At 63.8% G+C, this 19,821-nt stretch carries 25 protein-coding genes; 8 read left to right on the top strand and 17 right to left on the bottom strand.

Going from position 1 to position 19,821, the window contains the following annotated elements; genetic code table 11:
* The first annotated feature begins 41 nt into the window (after positions 1-41).
* A complete protein-coding gene (locus tag DPM35_RS24230; protein WP_112129721.1) occupies positions 42-806 on the top strand; it encodes a TerC family protein in 765 nt (254 codons plus the stop codon).
* Between the two features lie 6 nt (positions 807-812).
* Here DPM35_RS24230 and DPM35_RS24225 read toward each other — a convergent pair whose 3' ends face one another.
* From DPM35_RS24225 to DPM35_RS24215, 3 genes are read right to left on the bottom strand one after another with little or no spacing between them, the layout of a single operon-like run.
* Positions 813-1,238 carry an SRPBCC family protein gene (locus DPM35_RS24225; protein ID WP_425373407.1) on the bottom strand — a complete coding sequence of 142 codons (426 nt, stop codon included), beginning with the start codon at positions 1,236-1,238 and terminating at the stop codon, positions 813-815.
* Between the two features lie 57 nt (positions 1,239-1,295).
* Positions 1,296-1,688, bottom strand: coding sequence for a VOC family protein (locus DPM35_RS24220; RefSeq protein WP_112129719.1), 393 nt, complete (start codon positions 1,686-1,688; stop codon positions 1,296-1,298).
* Positions 1,689-1,733: 45 nt separating this feature from the next.
* On the bottom strand, positions 1,734-2,216 hold the full coding sequence (locus DPM35_RS24215; RefSeq protein ID WP_112129718.1) for an SRPBCC domain-containing protein: 483 nt from the start codon (positions 2,214-2,216) through the stop codon (positions 1,734-1,736).
* A gap of 51 nt (positions 2,217-2,267) precedes the next feature.
* Between DPM35_RS24215 and DPM35_RS24210 the strand changes: the two genes are divergently transcribed.
* The 3 genes from DPM35_RS24210 (at position 2,268) to DPM35_RS24200 (ending at position 3,873) form a co-directional block, all read left to right on the top strand.
* Positions 2,268-2,591 (top strand): ArsR/SmtB family transcription factor, encoded by a 324-nt coding sequence (locus DPM35_RS24210; protein ID WP_112129717.1) that lies wholly within the window; start codon positions 2,268-2,270, stop codon positions 2,589-2,591.
* A 202-nt stretch (positions 2,592-2,793) separates the two neighbouring features.
* Positions 2,794-3,543: a YebC/PmpR family DNA-binding transcriptional regulator gene (locus tag DPM35_RS24205; RefSeq protein ID WP_112129716.1), complete on the top strand. Its 750-nt coding sequence runs from the start codon at positions 2,794-2,796 to the stop codon at positions 3,541-3,543.
* Between the two features lie 18 nt (positions 3,544-3,561).
* Complete coding sequence (locus DPM35_RS24200) at positions 3,562-3,873, top strand: Rdx family protein (protein WP_112129715.1); 312 nt, start codon at positions 3,562-3,564, stop codon at positions 3,871-3,873.
* 34 nt (positions 3,874-3,907) lie between these two features.
* Here the strand turns inward: DPM35_RS24200 and DPM35_RS24195 are convergent, their stop codons facing one another.
* Entirely contained in the window at positions 3,908-4,384 is a 477-nt protein-coding gene (locus DPM35_RS24195) for an anthrone oxygenase family protein (RefSeq protein WP_112129714.1), read from the bottom strand.
* Positions 4,385-4,507: 123 nt separating this feature from the next.
* On the opposite strand from DPM35_RS24195, the gene DPM35_RS24190 reads away from it, so the two are divergent.
* Complete coding sequence (locus DPM35_RS24190) at positions 4,508-5,146, top strand: TetR/AcrR family transcriptional regulator (RefSeq protein WP_112129713.1); 639 nt, start codon at positions 4,508-4,510, stop codon at positions 5,144-5,146.
* A gap of 179 nt (positions 5,147-5,325) precedes the next feature.
* Here DPM35_RS24190 and rpmE read toward each other — a convergent pair whose 3' ends face one another.
* On the bottom strand, positions 5,326-5,547 hold the full coding sequence (gene rpmE / locus DPM35_RS24185; protein WP_040974396.1) for a 50S ribosomal protein L31: 222 nt from the start codon (positions 5,545-5,547) through the stop codon (positions 5,326-5,328).
* Positions 5,548-5,754: 207 nt separating this feature from the next.
* Between rpmE and DPM35_RS24180 the strand changes: the two genes are divergently transcribed.
* Complete coding sequence (locus DPM35_RS24180) at positions 5,755-7,557, top strand: ABC transporter transmembrane domain-containing protein (RefSeq protein ID WP_112129777.1); 1,803 nt, start codon at positions 5,755-5,757, stop codon at positions 7,555-7,557.
* A gap of 15 nt (positions 7,558-7,572) precedes the next feature.
* On the opposite strand, the gene DPM35_RS24175 is transcribed toward DPM35_RS24180, so the two are convergent.
* The 3 genes from DPM35_RS24175 to DPM35_RS24165 all read right to left on the bottom strand — a co-directional run bounded on the left by DPM35_RS24175 (position 7,573) and on the right by DPM35_RS24165 (position 10,629).
* The gene (locus tag DPM35_RS24175) at positions 7,573-8,307 is read right to left on the bottom strand and encodes a 3-oxoacyl-ACP reductase family protein (protein WP_112129712.1); all 735 of its coding nucleotides are present in this window, start codon (positions 8,305-8,307) and stop codon (positions 7,573-7,575) included.
* Positions 8,308-8,378: 71 nt separating this feature from the next.
* The gene (locus tag DPM35_RS24170) at positions 8,379-8,957 is read right to left on the bottom strand and encodes a TetR/AcrR family transcriptional regulator (RefSeq protein WP_112129711.1); all 579 of its coding nucleotides are present in this window, start codon (positions 8,955-8,957) and stop codon (positions 8,379-8,381) included.
* Positions 8,958-9,141: 184 nt separating this feature from the next.
* Positions 9,142-10,629 (bottom strand): carboxypeptidase M32, encoded by a 1,488-nt coding sequence (locus tag DPM35_RS24165; RefSeq protein WP_112129710.1) that lies wholly within the window; start codon positions 10,627-10,629, stop codon positions 9,142-9,144.
* Between the two features lie 146 nt (positions 10,630-10,775).
* On the opposite strand from DPM35_RS24165, the gene DPM35_RS24160 reads away from it, so the two are divergent.
* Positions 10,776-11,129, top strand: coding sequence for a DUF1304 domain-containing protein (locus DPM35_RS24160; protein ID WP_112129776.1), 354 nt, complete (start codon positions 10,776-10,778; stop codon positions 11,127-11,129).
* A gap of 199 nt (positions 11,130-11,328) precedes the next feature.
* On the opposite strand, the gene DPM35_RS24155 is transcribed toward DPM35_RS24160, so the two are convergent.
* The 8 genes from DPM35_RS24155 to DPM35_RS24120 form a co-directional block, all read right to left on the bottom strand.
* Positions 11,329-12,357, bottom strand: coding sequence for a peptidoglycan -binding protein (locus DPM35_RS24155; protein WP_112129709.1), 1,029 nt, complete (start codon positions 12,355-12,357; stop codon positions 11,329-11,331).
* Between the two features lies 1 nt (position 12,358).
* A complete protein-coding gene (locus DPM35_RS24150) occupies positions 12,359-13,378 on the bottom strand; it encodes a MotA/TolQ/ExbB proton channel family protein (protein WP_112129708.1) in 1,020 nt (339 codons plus the stop codon).
* A 188-nt stretch (positions 13,379-13,566) separates the two neighbouring features.
* A complete protein-coding gene (gene trhA / locus DPM35_RS24145; RefSeq protein WP_112129707.1) occupies positions 13,567-14,259 on the bottom strand; it encodes a PAQR family membrane homeostasis protein TrhA in 693 nt (230 codons plus the stop codon).
* Positions 14,260-14,465: 206 nt separating this feature from the next.
* On the bottom strand, positions 14,466-15,266 hold the full coding sequence (locus DPM35_RS24140; RefSeq protein WP_112129706.1) for an inositol monophosphatase family protein: 801 nt from the start codon (positions 15,264-15,266) through the stop codon (positions 14,466-14,468).
* A 37-nt stretch (positions 15,267-15,303) separates the two neighbouring features.
* Complete coding sequence (efp, locus tag DPM35_RS24135) at positions 15,304-15,870, bottom strand: elongation factor P (protein ID WP_112129705.1); 567 nt, start codon at positions 15,868-15,870, stop codon at positions 15,304-15,306.
* A 116-nt stretch (positions 15,871-15,986) separates the two neighbouring features.
* Complete coding sequence (locus DPM35_RS24130) at positions 15,987-17,150, bottom strand: tetratricopeptide repeat protein (protein ID WP_112129704.1); 1,164 nt, start codon at positions 17,148-17,150, stop codon at positions 15,987-15,989.
* A 5-nt stretch (positions 17,151-17,155) separates the two neighbouring features.
* Complete coding sequence (locus tag DPM35_RS24125; RefSeq protein WP_112129703.1) at positions 17,156-17,803, bottom strand: thiamine phosphate synthase; 648 nt, start codon at positions 17,801-17,803, stop codon at positions 17,156-17,158.
* 84 nt (positions 17,804-17,887) lie between these two features.
* Positions 17,888-18,463, bottom strand: coding sequence for a PH domain-containing protein (locus tag DPM35_RS24120; protein WP_181592112.1), 576 nt, complete (start codon positions 18,461-18,463; stop codon positions 17,888-17,890).
* Positions 18,464-18,591: 128 nt separating this feature from the next.
* Here DPM35_RS24120 and DPM35_RS24115 point away from each other — a divergent pair, with 128 nt between their 5' ends.
* Positions 18,592-19,320, top strand: a complete 729-nt coding sequence (locus tag DPM35_RS24115) for a class I SAM-dependent methyltransferase (RefSeq protein ID WP_112129701.1) — start codon at positions 18,592-18,594, stop codon at positions 19,318-19,320.
* Positions 19,321-19,336: 16 nt separating this feature from the next.
* Here DPM35_RS24115 and DPM35_RS24110 read toward each other — a convergent pair whose 3' ends face one another.
* A complete protein-coding gene (locus DPM35_RS24110) occupies positions 19,337-19,795 on the bottom strand; it encodes a GNAT family N-acetyltransferase (RefSeq protein WP_112129700.1) in 459 nt (152 codons plus the stop codon).
* Positions 19,796-19,821: the final 26 nt, after the last annotated feature.

Genomic DNA, 19,821 nt, shown 5'->3' with positions numbered 1-19,821 from the left:
TGGCGACGAAACTGCTCTAGATCGTAGAGGGGACGACCTCCATGCAGCTTGTCGAATTCCTGGCTCCGCACTTTGCCTTTGTTTCCGATCCGACCGCATGGATCGCCCTTTTGACACTGGTGGTGCTCGAGATCGTGCTCGGCATCGACAATCTGATCTTCATCTCGATCCTGACCAACAAGCTGCCGGAGGCGCAGCGCGCACGTGCGCGCCGGCTGGGCATCTCGGCCGCCCTGGTCATGCGTCTTATCCTGCTCGCCACGATCTCCATCATCGTGCAACTGACGACGCCGGTGTTCACCGCCTTCGGCCACGGCTTTTCCTGGCGCGACCTGATCCTGATCGCCGGAGGCCTGTTCCTGGTGTGGAAGGCGACCAAGGAAATCCACCACACGGTCGACCCGCAGGATCACCAGGACACGATGGTAGGTACGCTGCAGATGAGCCTTGCCGGCGCCATCTTCCAGATCCTGCTGCTCGATCTCGTCTTCTCGATCGATTCCATCATCACCGCCGTCGGCATGACCGACGAGATCGCCATCATGTATGTCGCCGTGATCCTGGCTGTGAGCGTGATGATGCTGGCGGCGACGCCGCTTGCCAATTTCATCGCCAGGAACCCCTCCATCGTCATGCTGGCGCTGGGCTTCCTGTTGATGATCGGCATGACGCTGATCGCCGATGGCATGGGCTACCATGTGCCCAAGGGCTACATCTACGCCGCGATGGGCTTTTCGGCGCTGGTCGAGGGCCTCAACATGCTGGCACGCAATCGCAAGAAGCAGGGCGCGAGCGACGGGCATTGAGGCCCATCACGACAGGCCCTTCGGGTGACGGTCGCCGATCAGGCCGAGCGTCAGGCCCTGTTCCAGCCAGGCCTTGGCGCCGGCCAGCACCAGCGAGAAGCCGCCGGTCGAATCGATCGCCTGCTTCACTTGTTCGTCGCCGGAGCCGGCGAAGCCGAAATTGCTGACTTCGAGAAAGGTCGCCTCGTCCGGCATCTCGGTGAAGGACCAGACGACGGTGGTCGGCGGATCGCTCCATTGCATGACGATCTTCTTGTTGGGAGCGATCTCGCTGACCTCTACCCTGGTTGAGACGCCATACATACGCCACTCCCACTCGAGCGGCTTGCTTTCATCCAGCCGTCCGCTGGAATGCGTGAACCAGAATTTCGTGGTCACCGCCGGATCGACGATCGCCTCGAAGACTTCGGCTACCGGCCGGCGGATCAGCATGGCGGCTTCGGCAGTTGGAGCTTGCTTGAGTTCCACGGTTTTCCTCCACGGATTGTTTCAGGGCAGATTGATCTGCCAGGAGACACCGAAGCGGTCGTTGAGCCAGGCGAAGCGACGGCTGAAGCCGTAATTGCCGGTCGGCATCAGGAAACCGCCGTCCTTGGAGAGAACGGCAACGATCCGCTCCAGTTCCTGCTCGGACGAACAGTCGACGAAGAAGGAGAAGGACGGCGTGAAGGTGAAGGCGTGGTGCACTGGGCTGTTGTAGATCCTGACCTCGACGCCTCCGATCAAAGCGCGCGCCAGCTTGAGCGTTCCTTCCGCTCCGTCCTCGCCCGAGCCGTAGCGCGTGACCTCGAGGACCTGGCTATCGGGAATGGTCCCGCAATAGAGGGTCATGGCCTCCTCGGCCTTTCCCTCGAACATCAGGAATGGCGTTGCTTTCGTCATCGGGCGACCTCCTGCTACTAGGTTATCGGGACTTGAACGTCGGACTCAGATGTTGGTCTCGTTGGCCGGTTCGCCCTTCAGCTCGCTGCGGTAGTAGCCGTCGCGCAGATTGATGCCGTATTCGAGATAGGCCTTCATGCAGGCGAGCATCTGCGACCAGCCCTCGCAGTTCAGGTATGATTTCTTCAGGCCGACCTCGCCGTCGTGCCAGCCTTGCTCGGCGATGGTGACGAAGGTGCCGCCGTCCTCCAGCGGCTCGAAATTCATCTCGATGCGGGTCTTGTAGGCCGGCTTGCCATCGGCATCGGTGGCATCCCAGCGCAGCACGATGCGCTTGTCCTTCGTCACTTCGTCGACCTCCACCGGCACGGATTTCCACCAGGTGACGGTGGTGCCCGCGACAAGCGGAGCCGAGGCGCCGCCGATGGTGGTGAAGTAGCCACTGAGCTTCGTCGGATTGACCACCGCGTCGAAGACCTCGGCGACCGGTTTGCCGATGCGTCCGGAAATCCTGAATCCGAGGGACATATCCACAGCTCCTTCCTTGCTCGCCGAAACGATATGTTATAGAAATATAACATGTCAAGCCAAACCGCGGACGACCATGTTTTCAAGGCCTTGGCGCATCCGCGCCGCCGCGAACTGCTGGATCGCCTGAAGGATCAGCCGCAAACCACCGGCATGCTGTGCGAGGCTTTTCCGGACATGGACCGCTGCACCGTGATGATGCATTTGAAAGTGCTGGAGGAGGCGGACCTGGTGGTGGCGAGGCGCGAGGGGCGCGAGCGCTGGAACCATCTCAATGCCTTGCCGATCAGGCAGATCCACGACCGCTGGATCAGCCAGTATGCCGGCCACGCCATCAGCATCCTCGACCGGCTGAAGTCCGATCTCGAGGGGTAAGCGTTCCGGCTCAACGCCAGAGTGACGGCGCGTCTGGACGAATTGAGCCGATTTATCTATAAGCCGGCCATTCCGACAAAGAGCGCCGCATGCCTTCGCAGGCATGCTTGGAGCGTTCTGAAATTGAATTCGAGCATTTTGCCGAAGACGCGGTGACGACACTTCGCTTCGAGATGCTCTAGCCGAACACGACAGGGGTGCCATGGCTGGCCATTCGCAGTTTAAGAACATCATGCATCGCAAGGGCCGTCAGGACGCGGTGCGGTCGAAAATGTTTTCCAAGCTGGCGCGCGAAATCACCGTCGCCGCCAAGACCGGCACGCCGGACCCGGCGATGAACCCGCGCCTGCGCCTTGCGGTGCAGAATGCCAAGGCCGTGTCGATGCCGAAGGACAACATCCAGCGCGCCATCAACAAGGCGACCGCCGGCGACGCCGAGAATTACGAGGCCGTGCGCTACGAGGGCTATGGCCCGGGCGGCGTGGCGCTGATCGTGGAAGTGCTGACCGACAACCGCAACCGCTCGGCATCCAATGTGCGCGCCGCCTTCACCAAGGCCGGTGGAGCGCTCGGCGAAACCGGCTCGGTGTCCTTCATGTGGAACCGCGTCGGCGAGATCTATTACCCGGCCTCGGCCGGCAGCGCCGACAAGGTGATGGAAGCCGCGATCGAGGCCGGCGCCGACGACGTCGAGTCGGACGAGGAAGGCCACACCATCTATTGCGCCTTCGAAAATCTCGGCGACGTGTCGAAGTCGCTGGAAGCGGCGCTCGGCGAGGCGGAATCGGTCAAGCCGATCTGGCAGCCGCAGAACAATGTCCCGGTCGACGAAGAACGGGCGCAGTCGCTGATGAAGCTGGTCGCCACACTCGAGGACGATGACGACGTGCAGAGCGTCTATGCCAATTTCGAGGTTGACGACGAGACGATGGCCAAGCTCAGCGCGGCGTAAGTTGCCGCGCTACCTGAGATGAGTGAGCAGCCGCTTCCGATCATCCGCATCACCTACTGCACGCAATGCCAATGGCTGTTGCGCGCCGGATGGATGGCGCAGGAGCTGCTTTCGACCTTTGGCACCGATCTCGGCGAAGTCACCCTGGTGCCGGGCACCGGTGGCATCTTCACCATTTCCTGCAACGATCAGCTGATCTGGGACCGCAAGCGGGATGGCGGTTTTCCTGACGCAGCAAAGCTGAAACAGCTGGTCCGCGACGTCATCGATCCGGATCGGGATCTCGGCCACTCCGACCGCAAAGGTCATGGATCAAAAGACCCTGCCTGAGGCGGGGTCTTTCGCATTTGCGGGCTGCTCATCCTCAGATCAATGCCATGATGAAGCAGGCCATCGACACGATGGCGGTGACGGTGCGGACGTGGTTCCACATCACCCATTCACTCAGATGGTTCGCCCACACGGCGGCGCCATTGGCGCTCTGCGGATCGACGGCGGCTAAAGCGTCGTTGAGCGGCACGTTGAAGACCATGGTCACGAGCGGATTGCCGACGAAATAGATCACGGCGCCGGCAAGCAGCCAGTACGAGCCGGACTGGCTCCAGCCGAAGAAAACGGCGGCAATCAACACCAGGCAGATCAAGCCGGTGCCGAACAGCGCCGTCATGAAGGTCGGCGTGATCACCGTGACGTTGATCGAATTCATCGCCGCAATGCCGCTTGGGACAGGCAGCCGGGCAAGTGCTGCCATGACGAAATTGGAAAAAGCGAAAAACACGCCCGCGACCACGCCGGAGCCGATCGCGGCGATGAAGGTGAGGGTGGGAAGAAGTTTCATCATCTCAGTTGCTCCAGAGGCCGGGTTTTGTGCAAAATATGAGTAATCCTCACATTTGCAAAACGTGATAAACCCTCGTATTTTGCGAGTCAAGCCCGTTTTCAAAAAATGCGTCCGGAGAGAGCCATGGAAGAAGTCACCGCCAAGCCGGATCCAGCGGCTATCGCTTCGCCGCGCCGGTCGCCGAGCCAGCAACGCAGCCGCGAGAGGGTCGAGCGGATGCTTGCCGCCGCCTCGGCGCTGATTGCCGAGCAGGGCAGCGATGCCATGCGCATGGGCGAGGTGGCGGAGCGGGCAGGGGTGTCGATCGGCTCGCTCTACCAGTTCTTTCCGGACAAGCGGGCGATCGTCTGGGCGCTGGCCGAGCGCTACACCGCCGAAAGCCAGGCCTGCATTTCGGCGGCGCTGAAGGATGTCGGCGACGCCGAAGGCTTCAAAAGCGCGTTTTCGGAGCTGGTGGACATCTATTACCAGCTGTTCCTGGCCGAGCCGGTGATACGCGACGTCTGGTCAGGCACGCAGGCCGACAAGGCATTGCGCGCGCTCGAGCTCGCCGACAGCCGCGCCAATGCCGAATTTCTGGTCGCGGTGCTGAAGCGGCTGAGGCCCGATGCCGATCCGGTCGAGCTGGAGACGACGGCCTTCCTCGTCTGGCAGATGGGCGAGGCGGCCGTGCGGCTGGCGATCTCGGTCGATCGCGAAGAGGGCGACGGGTTGGTTGAGGCTTACAAGCGGATGGCGCTGCGGGAATTGGTGGGCGCGTAGGAAGCCCACCTTCCCCCTTGTGGGGAGGGTCGCTGCGTAGCAGCGGGGAGGGGGCAGCGTAAGTCCCCCACCCGGACCTTCGGTCCGACCTCCCCACAAGGGGGAGGTAGGGGCAGGTGCAGCCAACAAAAAAACCCGCCTCGAAGGCGGGTTTTTCAAATCCTGCTGATGTATCCGGCTTAGAGGCCGAAACCTTCGAAACGCTTCTTGAACTTCGACAGGCGGCCGCCGCGGTCGAGCAGGGTCTGCTGGCCGCCGGTCCAGGCCGGGTGCGTGGTCGGATCGATGTCGAGGTTCATCGTGTCGCCTTCCTTGCCCCAGGTCGAACGGGTCAGGTATTCGGTGCCATCGGTCATGACGACCTTGATGGTGTGGTAGTCGGGATGGATATCGGCCTTCATTGTCTTATGTCCTGGCTTGCCGGCGCCGGTGACGGGCCAAAGGCCTGCGTCGAATGCGCCCCTTTTTAAAACTCGAAGCCGCAGCTAATGAAAAGCCACGGCTTCTAAAACGGTCGGCGAGCCTATACATCAGCCGGAATTGAATCACAAGGCCGCGGCAAGCGCATATTGAAGCGCGGTGTTGGCAAGCGGCCAGAGGAAACGCTCATGGCGGATATCGGTGCCAGTGGAGACCAGCGCAGGCGCTCGGTCCGGCCGCTGAGAAACCTTTTCCCCTATATCACGCGCTACCGGAAGCTGGCGGTCGGCGCGATCATCTCGCTGATCGTGGCCGCGGTGACCACGCTAGCGTTGCCGATGGCCGTGCGGCGCATGATAGATCACGGCTTCGAAGCCGCGAGCTCCACCTTTATCGCCGAGTATTTCGCAGCGCTCGTGGTGATGGCGGCTTTGCTGGCGGCGGCTTCGGCCAGCCGCTACTATTTCGTCATCACGCTCGGCGAGCGGGTCGTGGCCGACATCCGCCGCGACGTTTTCTCCCATGTCACGACGCTGTCGCCCGCCTTTTTCGATCGCGCGCATTCGGGTGAGATCGTGTCGCGGCTCGCCGCCGACACGACGCAGGTGAAGTCGGCGGTCGGCGCCACCGCCTCGGTCGCGCTGCGCAATCTCATCCTGGGCCTCGGCGCGGTGGCGATGATGGTCTTTACCAGCCCGAAGCTCTCCGGCCTGGTGCTCGTCGCCATCCCGGTGATCGTGCTGCCGCTGGTCGCCTTCGGCCGCTCGGTGCGGCGCAAATCGCGGATGGCGCAGGACACACTTGCGGAGGCCACCGCCTATGCCAGCGAGCAGATCGGAGCGGTGCGCACGCTGCAGGCCTTCACCAATGAGACATTGGTCACCAGCCGCTTCGCGAGCGCCGTCGACGCCGCCTTCGAGGCGGCGCGCGCTTCCATCCTCGCGCGCTCGTTCCTCACCTTCTTCGCCATCTTCATGATCTTTTCCTCGGTGGTGGCGGTGCTGTGGTTCGGCTCACGCGACGTGCTTGCCGGCACGCTGTCGCCGGGCACGCTCGGCCAGTTCCTGCTCTATTCGGTGTTCGCCGCCGGCGCGCTCGGCGCCTTGTCGGAGGTGTGGAGCGAGCTGTCGCAGGCGGCGGGCGCCGCCGAGCGGCTGACGGAGATCCTGGCCGAGACGCCTGCGATCCAGCGGCCGGTCGATCCGCTTCCATTGCCGGCCACGGCCAAGGGCGCGATCAGCTTCGACGACGTCTCCTTCTCCTATCCGGCGCGGCCGGACCGTGCCGCCGTGCATGGGCTGAGCTTCCAGGTGAAGCCCGGCGAGACGGTGGCGATCGTCGGGCCTTCGGGCGCGGGCAAAAGCACCGTCTTCTCGCTCATCCTGCGCTTCTACGATCCCGAGACCGGGCGCGTCGTTATCGACGGGGTCGACCTGCGCGAGGCCGATCCGGCCGCCATCCGCCAGCGCATCGCCATCGTGCCGCAGGACGTCACCATCTTCGCGGCAAGCGTGCGCGACAATATCGGCTTTGGCCGGCAGGGCGCCGGCGACGCCGAGATCGAGGCCGCGGCCAAGGCCGCCCTTGCCGATGAATTCATCGCCAGGCTGGACAAGGGCTATGACAGCCAGGTCGGCGAGCGCGGCGTGACGCTGTCGGGCGGCCAGCGCCAGCGCATCGCGATCGCCCGCGCCATCCTGCGTGACGCGCCGATCCTTCTGCTCGACGAAGCGACGTCCGCGCTTGATGCCGAGAGCGAGACGTTGGTGCAAAAGGCGCTGGAGCGGTTGATGCGCGGCCGCACCACCATCGTCATCGCGCACCGGCTGGCGACGGTGCTCAAGGCCGACCGCATCCTCGTCATGGAGGGCGGACGCATCGTCGAGGAAGGCACGCATCAGAGCCTAGTCGCCAAGGGCGGCACTTATGCGCGGCTCGCCAAGCTGCAGTTCGAGACCGGAGCCGACGCCTTCAAGGGCGCGGCTGAGTAGCCGCGCCCGCGCCACTCACGCCAGATAGCCACCATCGATGGTCAGGCTCGATCCCGTGATGAAGCCCGAGTCCGGTCCGGCAAGATAGGCGACCAGTCCGGCGATCTCGCGATCCTCACCCAGGCGTCCAAGCGCGATCAGCGAGCGGACCTTTTCCGCGAGAGCCGGATCGGTCGGTGCCATGTCGGTGGCGGTCGGCCCCGGCTGGACATTGTTGACGGTAATGCCGCGCGGGCCGAGATCGCGGGCAAGGCCGCGGGTCAACCCGGTGATCGCGGCCTTGGTCATCGAATAGATCGAGGAGCCGGGAAAGCCGGTGCGATCGGCCACGACGCTTCCGATCGTGATGACGCGGCCGCCCTCACCCATCGACCGTACGGCGGCTTGTATGGCGAAGAACACAGCGCGCATGTTTACCGCGACCATCTTGTCGAAGTCCGCGACCGAGACGTCGTCAACCATACCGTGGATCAGGATGCCGGCATTGTTGACGAGAATGTCGAGCCTGCCGAAATGCTCGACGGTTGTCGCCACAGCCCGTTGGACGGCTTCAGGATCCGCGCTGTCGGCCTTGATGGCAAGCGGCTGCCCCTCCAGGGATGCGACAAGGTCCTCGGCCCTGGCGGCGGAACTGATATAAGTGAAGGCCACTGCCGCGCCGTCGGTATGGAGCCGGCGCACGATTGCCGCGCCGATGCCGCGCGATCCGCCTGCGACCAACGCGACTTTGCGGGAGAGAGGTTTCGTCATGGTGAGTTCCTTTATTTTGGACTGATTGATCTATAACTATGCAGGCCAAATCGCACTCATGCCGGTCTGTGCTACCGCAAGCTTCGGATGGCCATTCGCGCTATGCTGCGCAAAGCTTCGATCGAGGCGCCGCCACGTGCAGCCAGCTTGATGCCTGAGAGGGTAGCGGCGATGAATTGTGCCGAGGCACGGATATCCAGTTCGGGATCGGCCTCGCCCGCTGCCTTGGCCTGCGCGATCCGACGCTCGAGCGCCGAGATCAAAGTCTTGCGTGCCGCTTCGCCGACCAGTCGTATCTCCTGGTCGGAGACGCCGAATTCGCAGGTTGCGCTGACGCCGAGGCAGCCTATCCCGCCTTGTGGAAGGGGCCTGGCCGCGAGCGCAAGCAGCGCCGCTTCCAGCCCTGCCAGCGGCGAGGACGATGCGTTCATGATGCCGATCAGTTCCGAGATGCTGTCGGCGTTGTAGCGCTGCAAGGCTTCGAGATAGAGCCGCCGCTTGTCGCCGAACGCGTCGTACAGACTCTGGCGGCTGATGCCCATGGCCTGCAGCAGCGTATCGGTCGAGGAGCCCTCATAGCCATGGTCGGCAAAAACACCAATGGCCTGCTGAAGCGCAATGTCGCGGTCGAATTCCCTTGGTCGTGCCATGATGCACGACCTAATCATTTCGGACTATATTGTCCAGAATTATTTCCGGCATCCCTATTGTGGAAGGCCGCCGGGATCAACCTTTGTGAGATTATGATGGCATCGAGCTTGGACCGCCACCCTGATCGAGCCCCTTGGTTGTGCGCGATCTTTTTCGAAGACCGGATCTTGCGTTCCGGCCCGGCTAGGCAGCCCCGTAACGCTGTTTCAAATGGTTCACGAAGTAAGCGGCGTTCAGCTTCTCGCCGGTGGCACGCTCGAGCAGGTCCGGCGTCGACCAGCGCGAGCCCTGCGACCAGATTTTTGCGCGACGCCACTCGTTGATGGCGCTGAAATCACCCTTGGCGAGGTCCTCGTCGGCGGACGGATGCTCCCTGGTCAGCGCCGCCCATTGCTGCGCCGCCATCATGGCGCCGAGTGTATAGGACGGGAAATAGCCGAAGGCGGCGCCCGGCCAATGCACATCCTGCATCGGCCCGTCCGCCGGGTTGTCGATGGTCGAGAGGCCGAGATAGTCGCGCATCTTGGCGTCCCAGGCCTCGGGCAGGTCGGCGACTTCCAGCCGGCCGGACACGAGTTCCTGCTCGAGCTCGTAGCGCAGGATCACATGCAGCGGATAGGTGACCTCGTCGGCGTCGACGCGGATCAGGCCGCGCTCGACATGGTGAACATGCGGCAGGATGTCGTCGAGCGACCAGGCTTCGCCAAGATGTCTTTCGACCACCGGCAAAGCCCAGCGCCAGAAGGCCGGGTTGCGGCCGATCTGTTTCTCGACGAACAGGCTCTGGCTCTCATGCACCGCCATGCCGCGCGCCTTGCCGAGCGGCCAATGCGACCACGCTTTCGGCAGGTTCTGCTCGTAGAGCGCATGACCGGTCTCGTGCAGCACGCCCATCAGCGCCGAGAGGAAATCGGAGGTCTTGTAGCGGGTGGTGATGCGCACATCGGTCGGCACGCCGCCGCAGAAGGGGTGATGCGATACCGACAGCGAGCCATGGGTTAGGTCGAAGCCGACGGCCGCCATCATGGCAAGGCCGAGCTCGCGCTGCTTGTCGACGGCGTAGCTGCCCGACAACGGCTTCAATGGGTGCTTCGCCAGCCGGGCATCCTGCACGGCCAGAGCATGCGGCAGGAAATCCTTGAGGAAGGCCTTCAGCTCGGCAAACACCGGTGTGATGTCGGCGGCGCGGTTGCCGGGATCATACTGCTCCATCAGCGCGTCATAGGGGGCGAGGCCGAGCGCGTCCGCGCGCAGGGCCGCTTCCTCGCGCACCAGGGCTACGACGCCTTCCAGCGCCGGCAGGAAGCCCGCCCAGTCGTTCCTGGCGCGCAAGCTCCGCCAGAGCTGCTCGGAACGCATGCGCGCCACCGTCTGGCGCTCGACGAATTCGGCCGGCAGGCAAGTGAGGTTGGTGTATTGCCGACGCAACTCCCTGACGGCCGCCTGCTGTTCTTCGCCGAGCGGCTCGGCTTCGGCGGCCGAAATCCAGTCACCGATCTCCGGCGCGGTCGCCTGGCGATGCAGCATGCCGGCAAGCGAGGACATCGCCTCGGCGCGCTTCTCGCCGCCGCCGACGGCCATATGCGTCGCCTCGTCGGCGCCGAGGATGGCCAGCGCGTGTTCCAGCGCTTCGAGCTTGTGGCCGAGATCGTCGAGTTTCTGGAAGGACATGGATATACCCAGCTTCAATTTGGCTGGCGCGAAAAGATACCATGGCGCCGGGCTTGGCAACCCTGGCCAGTCGCGATGGGATCAGCCGTCTTGCCTTGGAGCGCGACTGCGTGATCAATGCCGGGATCAAAATGCTGGAGGGGACTATGATCGGCAATATCCTGGTCGGGCTGGTGGCGCTGATCCATTGCTATATCGTCTATCTGGAGATGGTGCTGTGGGACACGCCGCGCGGCCACAAGGCGTTCGGCCTGACGCCGGAATTCGCCAGCGCTTCGAAGGTGCTTGCCGCCAATCAAGGGCTTTATAACGGCTTCCTCGCCGCCGGGCTGTTCTGGGGGCTTTATCTCGGCACCGCAGGCTTTCAGGTTAAGATGTTCTTCCTGCTCTGCGTCGCGATAGCCGGCCTCTATGGCGCGGCGACCGTCGGCCGCAAGATACTCTACATCCAGACGGTGCCGGCGGTGCTTGCCATCCTCGCCCTCTGGTTCGGCCTGTGAGCAAAAAAGGAATGCGATCAAAAGGGCCGCTGTCGGTGCGGGGGCCCTTGAGCGCCAGATCGTTTCACCGTTTTACGGAAATGGCGAACACCCTAAAGCGCGTCGCGATCTCCCGGGTTCGCTCCATGCGCTTCAGGACTTTGATTTTGCTATGTCTTGATGCCGAAACCGGTTCCCACTTTCGGGAGACATGCTTTAATCACCGTTCGGTGAGCTTCAGTTCGATGCGGCGGTTCTTGCCGCGCGCTTCGTCGGTGTCGGCGGGGTCGAGTGGCTGGAACTCGCCGAAACCGGCGGCGACCAGACGGTTGGCCGGCACGCCGTTCTCGATCAGGAACTTCACCACCGAGGTGGCGCGCGCGGTCGACAGTTCCCAGTTGTCGCGATAGCGGCCGGTGCCGGACAGCGGCTTGTTGTCGGTGTGGCCGTCGACGCGTAGCACCCAGCTGATCTCCGGAGGTATTTCCTTCTGCAATTCGATGATGGCGTCGGCGAGCTTCTTCATCTCGACCTTGCCGGCATCGTTGATCACATCGGAACCGGTCGGGAACAGCACCTCCGACTGGAAGACGAAGCGGTCTCCGACGATACGGATGTTCTCGCGGTCGGCGAGGATCTCGCGCAGGCGGCCGAAGAAGTCGGAACGGTAGCGGTTGAGCTCCTGGACGCGCTGCGCCAGCGCGACATTCAGGCGGCGGCCGAGATCGGCGATCTTGGTGTTGGAGTCGCGGTCGCGCTGCTCGGAGACGTTGAGCGCGTCTTCCAACGCACCGATCTGCTTGCGCAGCGCCGCGATCTGCTGGTTGAGGATCTCGACTTGGCTCAGCGCCTGCTGGCTGATCTGGCGCTGGTTGCTGAGCTCGCCGGAAAGCTGGTCGGCCCGCTTGTTGGCCGCGTCGCCGGCGCCGGCGCCTTGCGCCAGCAGCTGTTCGAGGCGGCTCTTTTCGGCCTGTGCCGCCGAAAGCGACGCCTGCAGGTTGGCCAGCGAATCTTCCTTGTCCTGGCTGTTGGTGCGTTCCAGCGCGAGCAGCTGGGTCAGCTCGTTGATCTGCGAGTTGAGGCGGTTGAGCACCGCGTCCTTGCCGGAAATCTCGCGGCTGAGCAGGAACTGCGCCAGCACGAAGACGGTGAGCAGGAACATGATGGCCAGAAGCAGCGTCGACAGTGCGTCGACGAAGCCCGGCCAGTAGTCGATGCGGCGGTCGGCGCGCCGTCTTGCCAGCGCCACGTCAGTGGACCCCTTGCTTCTTCAGCGCGTCGGCGATCTTTTCCAGCGTGTTGCGCATGGCCTTCTGCTCGTCGGACTGGGCCTCGACCCAGTCGCGCATGATCTGCTGCTCGGAGCGCATGTTCTTCACCAGCCCCGAGATGCCGTCGGCAAGATTGGCCATGGCGGTGGCGACGCGTGGATTGGAGCCGCCGCCATTCTCCTGCAGGCTGCGCAGCCGCTCCGACAGAAGTCGGATGTCCTCGGAGGATTCGGTCTTGGCCGTGTCGGAGACGACGATGTCCGACGACAGGTCGGTGACCGAGGACAGCCAGTTCTCGAGCTCGGTGTAGAAACGGGTCTGGGCGCGGCCGGCCTGCAGGTCGAGGAAGCCGAGCACCAGCGAACCGGAAAGGCCGAACAGCGAGGACGAAAACGCGGTGCCCATGCCGGCAAGCGGCGCCGACAGGCCCTGCTTCAGCGCATCCAAGACAGCCGCGGCATCTCCGGTGCCGGGGTCCAGCGCCTCGATCGTCTCGCGGATCGAGGCAATGGTGTTGAGCAGGCCCCAGAAGGTGCCGAGCAGACCGAGGAACACAAGCAGGCCGACCAGGTAGCGCGAGGTGTCGCGGCTTTCGTCGAGGCGGGTGGCGATGGAATCGAGCATCGTGCGCATCGAGGAGGTCGAAAACGCCATCGAGGACGAACGGCCGATCATCGCCTTCATCGGCGCCAAAAGAACCGGCTCGGTGGTCTCGGAGCCGGCGCGGAAGGAATTGACCCAGCGCACCTCGCGAAACAGCCGCCCGACCTGGATGAACGCAAGCAGGATGCCGACCGCCAGAACGCCGACGATCAATCCGTTGAGGCCCGGATTGCTGGAGAAGGCGGTCGAGATCTGGCGGGTGAGGATGGCGGCGATGAAAGCGACGATGATCAGGAAGATCACCATGGTGAGCAGGAAGACCTGCGGGCTCGACAGCTTGTGCGGATCGTAGACCAGGACATCCGAGCGCCTGCCGAAGGATCTGAGAAAAGCCATCCGTGCCCCGTTTCCGATGCCACCCGCCGCAGAATTGCCGCGACTCTAAACGGAATTGTGACCAAATTGAATGGTGCTTGGCAATATCGCCGGCGCCTGCTTGTTTTGGCGCGAATTCCAGACCCAAAGCCAAGGCGAAGGCGCCGGACCTGATCGCTTCACACTCTTCCTGGAATTGCGCTCAGGTTTCAGAACCGGTTGATGACCAGGCAGTCGACCATGGCGGCCAGATGCAGGCCGGCGCCGGTGACGACGAAGCCGTGCCAGACCGCGTTGTGGAAGCGAAGGCCCTTCCAGGCGAAGAAGATGACGCCGCAGGAATAGACGATGCCGCCGGCGACAATCAGCGCCACGGAGACGGTCGGCAGTGTCTGGACCAGCGGTCCGGCCAGCACCACGCCGCTCCAGCCGATGGCCAGGTAGAAGACGATGGCCAGCCGGTCGTAGCGGCCGGGCAGGAACATCTTGATGGTGATGCCAGCCGCTGCCGCGCTCCACACGACAACGATCATGGGCAGCGCCAGCGGCGAGTTGTTGAGCTGGGCGAGGAAGGGCGTGTAGGTGGCGGCGATCAAGAGATAGATCGCGGCATGATCGAAGCGGCGCAGGATCCATTTCGCCGGCCACGAGACCGGCCACAGATTGTAGGCCAGCGACACCGAGAGCACGGTGAGCAGCGACACGACATAGAAGACGGCGGCAACATACTCGCCCGGGCCGGAGTGGAATGCGGCGAGCGCCAGGAAGGCCGAACCGGCGGCGATCGCAAGCACGATGCCGACAGCATGGACGATGCCATCGGCGATCATCTCGGCGCGCGAATAGTGCCAGCGCCCCACAAAGGGGATCTCAAGCCTCGTATCTGCGCGCGCGTCGTTCATGAATGATCCTGCATTGCCTAATCTGGGCGCTCGCGGACCATTATTTCAAGCTTCGGTTGCGGTTTTGCGACGAAAGGCGCGCGTCCTTTCGACGCGTAAAGACACTTTAAGGCGCGTCGCGCCGAACCGGATTCAGGGGACGCGCTTTAAGTCTTTGCATGTCGTTGTCCCAGAACCGCTGCGCACTTCCGGGCGACATGCATTGGTCAGCGAGGAGCCAACGGCTTCTTCACGGTCTTAAGCAGCGCGCGCTGGATGAGCTCGTTGCCGGCGACGACCTCGCCGTTGTCCAGCATGTCCTGCGCGCCATCCATGTCGGAGACGAAGCCGCCGGCTTCGCGCACCAGAAGGATGCCGGCAGCGATATCCCAGGACGACAGGCCGGTTTCCCAGAAACCGTCCATGCGCCCGGCGGCGACATAGGCAAGGTCGAGCGCCGCGGAGCCCAGCCGGCGCACGCCCGAGACTTCAGCCATGACATTGCGCAGCTCGATCAGGAAATTGCCGTGCTGGCCGCGGCCGAGATGCGGCACGCCGCAGCCGATCACCGCGTCGGTCAGCTTGGAGCGGCCGGCAACGCGCAGCCGGCGGTCGTTCATGAAGGCGCCGCCGCCGCGCTCTGCGGTGTAGAGCTCGTCCATCGCCGGATTGTAAACCACGCCGGCGACGACCTGGCCCTGGCGCTCGAGCGCGATCGACACCGAGAAGAGCGGGATGCCGTGCAGGAAGTTGGTGGTGCCGTCGAGCGGATCGACGATCCAGCGGTGCTGGGCGTCCTCGCCTTCGACCGCGCCCCGCTCCTCCATCAGGAAGGCATAGCCCGGCCGCGCCTTCGACAGCTCGGCGAAGACGATCTCTTCCGCCTTGCGGTCGGCCTGGCTGACATAGTCGCCTGGTCCCTTCATCGAAACCTGCAGGTTCTGCACCTCGCCGAAGTCGCGCGACAGCGAGCGGCCGGCCTTCATCGCGGCCTGGACCATGACGTTGAGGAGAGCGGAACGCGCCATTTTTTCTTCCTGGCTTTGTCTTCCTACCGGCCGGCGCTCAATCCGCGCGGCGCATATAGGTGATTTCGTTGGTGTCGACGACGATGCGCTCGCCGGCCGAGATGAAGGGCGGTACCAGAACGCGGATGCCGTTCTCCAGCACCGCCGGCTTGTAGGAGGAAGCAGCCGTCTGGCCGCGCACCACCGGATCGGCCTCGGTGACGGTCAGCGTCACCTGGTCCGGCAGCGAGATGCCGATCGGCCGCTCCTCGTAGAGCTGCACCGTCACCATCATGCCGTCCTGCAGGAAGGCGGCGCGCTCGCCGACGAAGTCCTTGGCCAGTTCGAGCTGCTCGTAGCTTTCGGTATCCATGAAGACCAGCGCGTCGCCCTGCTCGTAAAGAAAGGAGAAGTCCTTGAGGTCGAGCCTTATTTGCTCGACGGTCTCGGCCGAGCGGAAGCGCTCGTTGAGCTTCGTGCCGTTGATCAGGTTCTTCAGCTCGACCTGGTTGTAGGCGCCGCCCTTGCCGGGCTTGACGGTGTTGGTCTTGACCGCCACCCAAAGCCCGCCATCGTGCTCGATGACATAGCCGGGACGGATTTCGCTGCCACTGATCTTGGCCATGATGAACTGATCCGGAATGAGATTTTCTGGCGCGGGCCGCGCTTTGGCGCCTCCAAGACCACAAATTGCACATAGTGGCAAGGGAGGGAGCCCAAGCGTCGCCGCGGCGACGCGCCTCAAGGCAGTCGATTTGCCTTTTGCAATGCCTGCTTGGTCTGATCGTCGTCGAGGCCCTGCAGGAAATCGTCCATCTGTGGGTCGATCAGGCCGGCGCGGCGGGCGACGATGTACCAGGCGCCGGCGAGGATCAGGTCGGGGTCCGTGCCGATGCCGCCCATATAGAGCTTGGCGAGGCGGTTCTGGGCGGCGACGTTGCCGCCTTGCGCCGCCCGCTTCATCCAGGCAAAGCCGGATTTCAGGTCGCGCTCGCCACCGCGTCCCTCGATCATCCAGGCGGCGAGGTCGATCTGCGCCGTGTCGTAGTTCTGCCGCGCGGCTTGCGCCAGGAGGATACGCGCCTGGGCGTCGTCATGCGGCTTGCCGCCGGCGCCATTGGCATAGAGCTGCGCCATCGCATATTGCGCATCGGCAAGGCCGGTGGTGGCCGCGCGTTCATAGTAGACGGCCGCCTTCGCAAGCCCGGCATCGCCGGGATCCTGTTGGACAAGCAACTGCGCGAAGTTGAACTGCGCAAGCCGGTTGCCGGCCTCGGCCGAGGCCTGCATCAGCGCGAAGGCGCCCTTTTCGTCCTTCTTCACATAACGGCCGTCGAGCAGCATCAGCGCATATTGGAACTGCGCCTCCGGCACGCCCTGCTCGGCGGCCAGCCCATACCATTTTGCGGCTTCGGCCGGATTGAGCGGCACGCCCAGCCCTCGCGACAGGATTTCGGCCACCAGCGTCTCGGCCGCCGGATCCCCGTTCTTGGCGCGCTCCATGGCAAGATTGTAGGCGGTCTTGTAAAGGCCGCGCTGGAAAGCGCCATAGGCGGCGTCCGGCTGCTTGGCGCCGAAACGGTCGGGATTGACGGTGTCGGCTGATGGCGGCGTCATTGTCGCCGGCTGCGGCAAGGTGTTCTGGATCGGCTTGTCGAGATGCGGATCGCCGCCGAACCTGCTCGCATCCGGCGCGCCGGCGTCCGGCGTGGCTGTGTCCGGTTTGCCCGTGCCCGTCGTGCCCGCGTCCGGCTTGGTCGCATCCGGCTTGGCTGCGTCGGGTGCGCTCTTGTCCGGCGCACTCGTCTCCGGCCGCGGCTGCGGCAGCGGTACGGTCTCGGCTGCCGTCGCGGCCTGCGCAAACAGGCCGGCCAGGATCACCAGGCAGGGGCCACGCAGGCGCATGTCAGTCAGTCCTCGAAACGCGGCGCGGTTTCATCGAGCAGCGCGTTGGCGGCGGCGATCGCCGCGCGCGGGTCGCGTCCGTCGGCAAAGACGGCGCTGGACAGCGCCACGAACTCGGCTCCGGTCGCGGCCACCGTCTCGACGGAAGCAAGCTCGGAGCCGCCCATGACGATGCAAGGAATCGAGATCATCTCCGCCCACCATTCGCCGAGAGCGAGGTTGCGGTGGTGCGGCTCCGGCTTGTTGTCGTAGCCGAAGCGGCCGAAGAACATGTAGTCGGGCCGCTCCTCGCCGAGCTCCAGCGCCTCGTCGCGCGTCTTGGCGCCGCCGGCGCCGACCATCATCTTGCCGGCCAGGCGCTCGATCGTCTCGGCTAGATCCCGCGGCTTTGCTTCGACATGGATGCCGTCGGCCTGGACGCGACCCGCGATGCGGCTGTCGCCGGCGATGATGACGGCGATGCCGGCACCTTGAGCGATCGGCACGATCCGTTCGGCGAAGGCCTGGAAGGAGGCGTCATCCATGCCGTTGTCTGGCAGGATCAGCGAAGCGATGTCGCCGCCCTCGAAGGCAGAGCAGATCTGCTCCGCCGGTACGAATGGCGGCGCGATCAGCACGATGCGGCAGCGATTGGGCGGGGTTAAATCGTTCATTGGCCTTCGATCCCGATTTCGCCTATGCCGGGCGAAGATGGTTGCAATGCGGCATAGAGCAAAGGGAGCGGCTTGAACAGTCGGCTATGCTGCGGACGGGGACCGGTCCGCTCGAGCATCGTCGCGCCGGGCCTTGATGATGAGGTCGAACACGCGCTGCGGCTGCTCGATTCCGAGAAACTGCGGGACCGGATCGAGAGCCGGAAGCCATCCGTTCATCCGCGAAAACGGGTATGCCGACGCAGCGGCTCCGAAGCGCAAGGTTCCCCTCGTCGCGGTTTCGCTGGTCAACTGAACATCGGGAATGCGTTCGAGATCGATCGAGGTGAAGTTAGCCGATGGGGCGCGGCGCAGGATCAGGATGCGCCTGTTCGTGACTGCATAGTATATCCGCTGCCTCAGCCAGGCGTCGAATATGAATCTGCCGAAAACCATGAAGAGGCCGATGCAGACGAACATCGCCCCCCAGGCTTCGAAGAACAATGGCGCGCCCTGCCTCGTCGCCGAATAGGTCCAGAAAATCGCAAAGCCGCACCAAAGCAGGCTGAACGGTACCAGGAAGACGTCGCGACTCGAGAAGAGCAATCCCTGCGCGGGCATTCCGCCCCATAAGATGCGCTCATGCGGCAACAGCCGACCCTGAAAGGGTTGATTCTCCACTTTGCCACCCGCCACTTTCCGCCGGCTCATTCATTGCATAAGTGCTGTTCCGGTACCAATGCAAATATCCGTATTCCGGACAGGCGGACGGCCTGCAACGGGTGCACGGACAGGGCAGGAACAGGCACATGGCGCAAAACATCTACGACCGCCCCGAATTCTTCGAAGGCTATAGCCGGCTGGGCCGTTCGGTCGAGGGCCTGGACGGCGCACCCGAATGGCCGGCGTTGCGTGCCATTTTGCCCGACGTTGACGGCTTGAGCATCGTCGATCTCGGCTGCGGCTTCGGCTGGTTCTGCCGCTGGGTGCGCTCGCATGGTGCCAGGGAGGTCCTCGGCCTCGACCTGTCGGAAAAGATGCTTGCCCGCGCACGCGCCGCCGGCTCCGACGACGCCATCACCTATCAGCGCGCGGATCTCGATGATCTCAGCCTGCCGAAGGCGCGTTTCGAACTCGCCTACAGCTCGCTCGCCTTGCATTATGTCGGCGATGCCGCGGGCCTGTTCGCAACCGTCCACCAGGCCTTGGTTCCCGGCGGAGCCTTCGTCTTCTCGACGGAACATCCGATCTATATGGCGCCGACCGATCCGGGCTGGTCCATCGATGCCGCGGGCAGGAAGACTTGGCCAGTCGATCGGTATCTGGTCGAGGGACCGCGCACCGCCGACTGGTTCACCAAGGGCGTGGTCAAATACCACCGCACCATCGGCACAACGCTCAATTTGCTGATCCAGTCAGGCTTCAGCATCGGCCAAGTCGAGGAATTCCGCCCAACGGACGAGCAGATCGCCGCCCGGCCCGAGCTCGCCGAAGAGCTTGAGCGGCCAATGTTCTTGCTGGTCAAGGCGCTACGGTGAATGGCTGGACGCGGGCCTAGAGCTCGAGCTTATAGCCGATATGGCTGGCCTTGAAGCCAAGCCGCTCATAGAAGCGGTGCGCATCGGTCCGGCTCTTGTTGGTCGTCAGCTGGACGATCCGGCAGCCGCGCTCGCGGCATTTGTCCATCGCCCATTCCAAGAGGCGCTGCCCCAAGCCTTCGCCGCGCCGGCCCGACGCGACGCGCACGGCCTCGATCTGGCCGCGCCACGCACCGCGCAGCGATAGTCCGGCGAGAAAGGTGATCTGCAGCGTGCCGATGACGTCGTCGCCATCGGTCATCACCGCGAGAAGCTGGTTCGGATCGCCTTCTATCGCCGCGAAGGCATCCAGATAGGGTTGCGCCAGCGGCAGGTTTGCGTCTTCACGAGCCCGGCCCAGCGCATCGTCCGCAAGCATCGCGACGATGGCCGCAACGTCCGCTTCGATCGCCCGACGAATGCTGATGGCGTTCATTTCCACACCTCGAGATAGCGAGCCGA

This window comes from Mesorhizobium atlanticum, from assembly GCF_003289965.1.
GTDB lineage: Bacteria > Pseudomonadota > Alphaproteobacteria > Rhizobiales > Rhizobiaceae > Mesorhizobium > Mesorhizobium atlanticum.
Note: the sequence above shows the minus strand (reverse complement) of the source record. Positions and strands in the feature narration are given on the sequence as shown.

What these genes read in the sequence shown, in the direction of transcription:
- DPM35_RS24230 (WP_112129721.1), top strand. Translation starts at nt 42, where the DNA reads ATGCAGCTTGTCGAATTCCTGGCTCCGCACTTTGCCTTTGTTTCCGAT.
- DPM35_RS24225 (WP_425373407.1), bottom strand. Translation starts at nt 1,238, where the DNA reads ATGCTGATCCGCCGGCCGGTAGCCGAAGTCTTCGAGGCGATCGTCGAT.
- DPM35_RS24220 (WP_112129719.1), bottom strand. Translation starts at nt 1,688, where the DNA reads ATGACGAAAGCAACGCCATTCCTGATGTTCGAGGGAAAGGCCGAGGAG.
- DPM35_RS24215 (WP_112129718.1), bottom strand. Translation starts at nt 2,216, where the DNA reads ATGTCCCTCGGATTCAGGATTTCCGGACGCATCGGCAAACCGGTCGCC.
- DPM35_RS24210 (WP_112129717.1), top strand. Translation starts at nt 2,268, where the DNA reads ATGTCAAGCCAAACCGCGGACGACCATGTTTTCAAGGCCTTGGCGCAT.
- DPM35_RS24205 (WP_112129716.1), top strand. Translation starts at nt 2,794, where the DNA reads ATGGCTGGCCATTCGCAGTTTAAGAACATCATGCATCGCAAGGGCCGT.
- DPM35_RS24200 (WP_112129715.1), top strand. Translation starts at nt 3,562, where the DNA reads ATGAGTGAGCAGCCGCTTCCGATCATCCGCATCACCTACTGCACGCAA.
- DPM35_RS24195 (WP_112129714.1), bottom strand. Translation starts at nt 4,384, where the DNA reads ATGATGAAACTTCTTCCCACCCTCACCTTCATCGCCGCGATCGGCTCC.
- DPM35_RS24190 (WP_112129713.1), top strand. Translation starts at nt 4,508, where the DNA reads ATGGAAGAAGTCACCGCCAAGCCGGATCCAGCGGCTATCGCTTCGCCG.
- rpmE (WP_040974396.1), bottom strand. Translation starts at nt 5,547, where the DNA reads ATGAAGGCCGATATCCATCCCGACTACCACACCATCAAGGTCGTCATG.
- DPM35_RS24180 (WP_112129777.1), top strand. Translation starts at nt 5,755, where the DNA reads ATGGCGGATATCGGTGCCAGTGGAGACCAGCGCAGGCGCTCGGTCCGG.
- DPM35_RS24175 (WP_112129712.1), bottom strand. Translation starts at nt 8,307, where the DNA reads ATGACGAAACCTCTCTCCCGCAAAGTCGCGTTGGTCGCAGGCGGATCG.
- DPM35_RS24170 (WP_112129711.1), bottom strand. Translation starts at nt 8,957, where the DNA reads ATGGCACGACCAAGGGAATTCGACCGCGACATTGCGCTTCAGCAGGCC.
- DPM35_RS24165 (WP_112129710.1), bottom strand. Translation starts at nt 10,629, where the DNA reads ATGTCCTTCCAGAAACTCGACGATCTCGGCCACAAGCTCGAAGCGCTG.
- DPM35_RS24160 (WP_112129776.1), top strand. Translation starts at nt 10,776, where the DNA reads ATGATCGGCAATATCCTGGTCGGGCTGGTGGCGCTGATCCATTGCTAT.
- DPM35_RS24150 (WP_112129708.1), bottom strand. Translation starts at nt 13,378, where the DNA reads ATGGCTTTTCTCAGATCCTTCGGCAGGCGCTCGGATGTCCTGGTCTAC.
- trhA (WP_112129707.1), bottom strand. Translation starts at nt 14,259, where the DNA reads ATGAACGACGCGCGCGCAGATACGAGGCTTGAGATCCCCTTTGTGGGG.
- DPM35_RS24140 (WP_112129706.1), bottom strand. Translation starts at nt 15,266, where the DNA reads ATGGCGCGTTCCGCTCTCCTCAACGTCATGGTCCAGGCCGCGATGAAG.
- efp (WP_112129705.1), bottom strand. Translation starts at nt 15,870, where the DNA reads ATGGCCAAGATCAGTGGCAGCGAAATCCGTCCCGGCTATGTCATCGAG.
- DPM35_RS24130 (WP_112129704.1), bottom strand. Translation starts at nt 17,150, where the DNA reads ATGCGCCTGCGTGGCCCCTGCCTGGTGATCCTGGCCGGCCTGTTTGCG.
- DPM35_RS24125 (WP_112129703.1), bottom strand. Translation starts at nt 17,803, where the DNA reads ATGAACGATTTAACCCCGCCCAATCGCTGCCGCATCGTGCTGATCGCG.
- DPM35_RS24115 (WP_112129701.1), top strand. Translation starts at nt 18,592, where the DNA reads ATGGCGCAAAACATCTACGACCGCCCCGAATTCTTCGAAGGCTATAGC.
- DPM35_RS24110 (WP_112129700.1), bottom strand. Translation starts at nt 19,795, where the DNA reads ATGAACGCCATCAGCATTCGTCGGGCGATCGAAGCGGACGTTGCGGCC.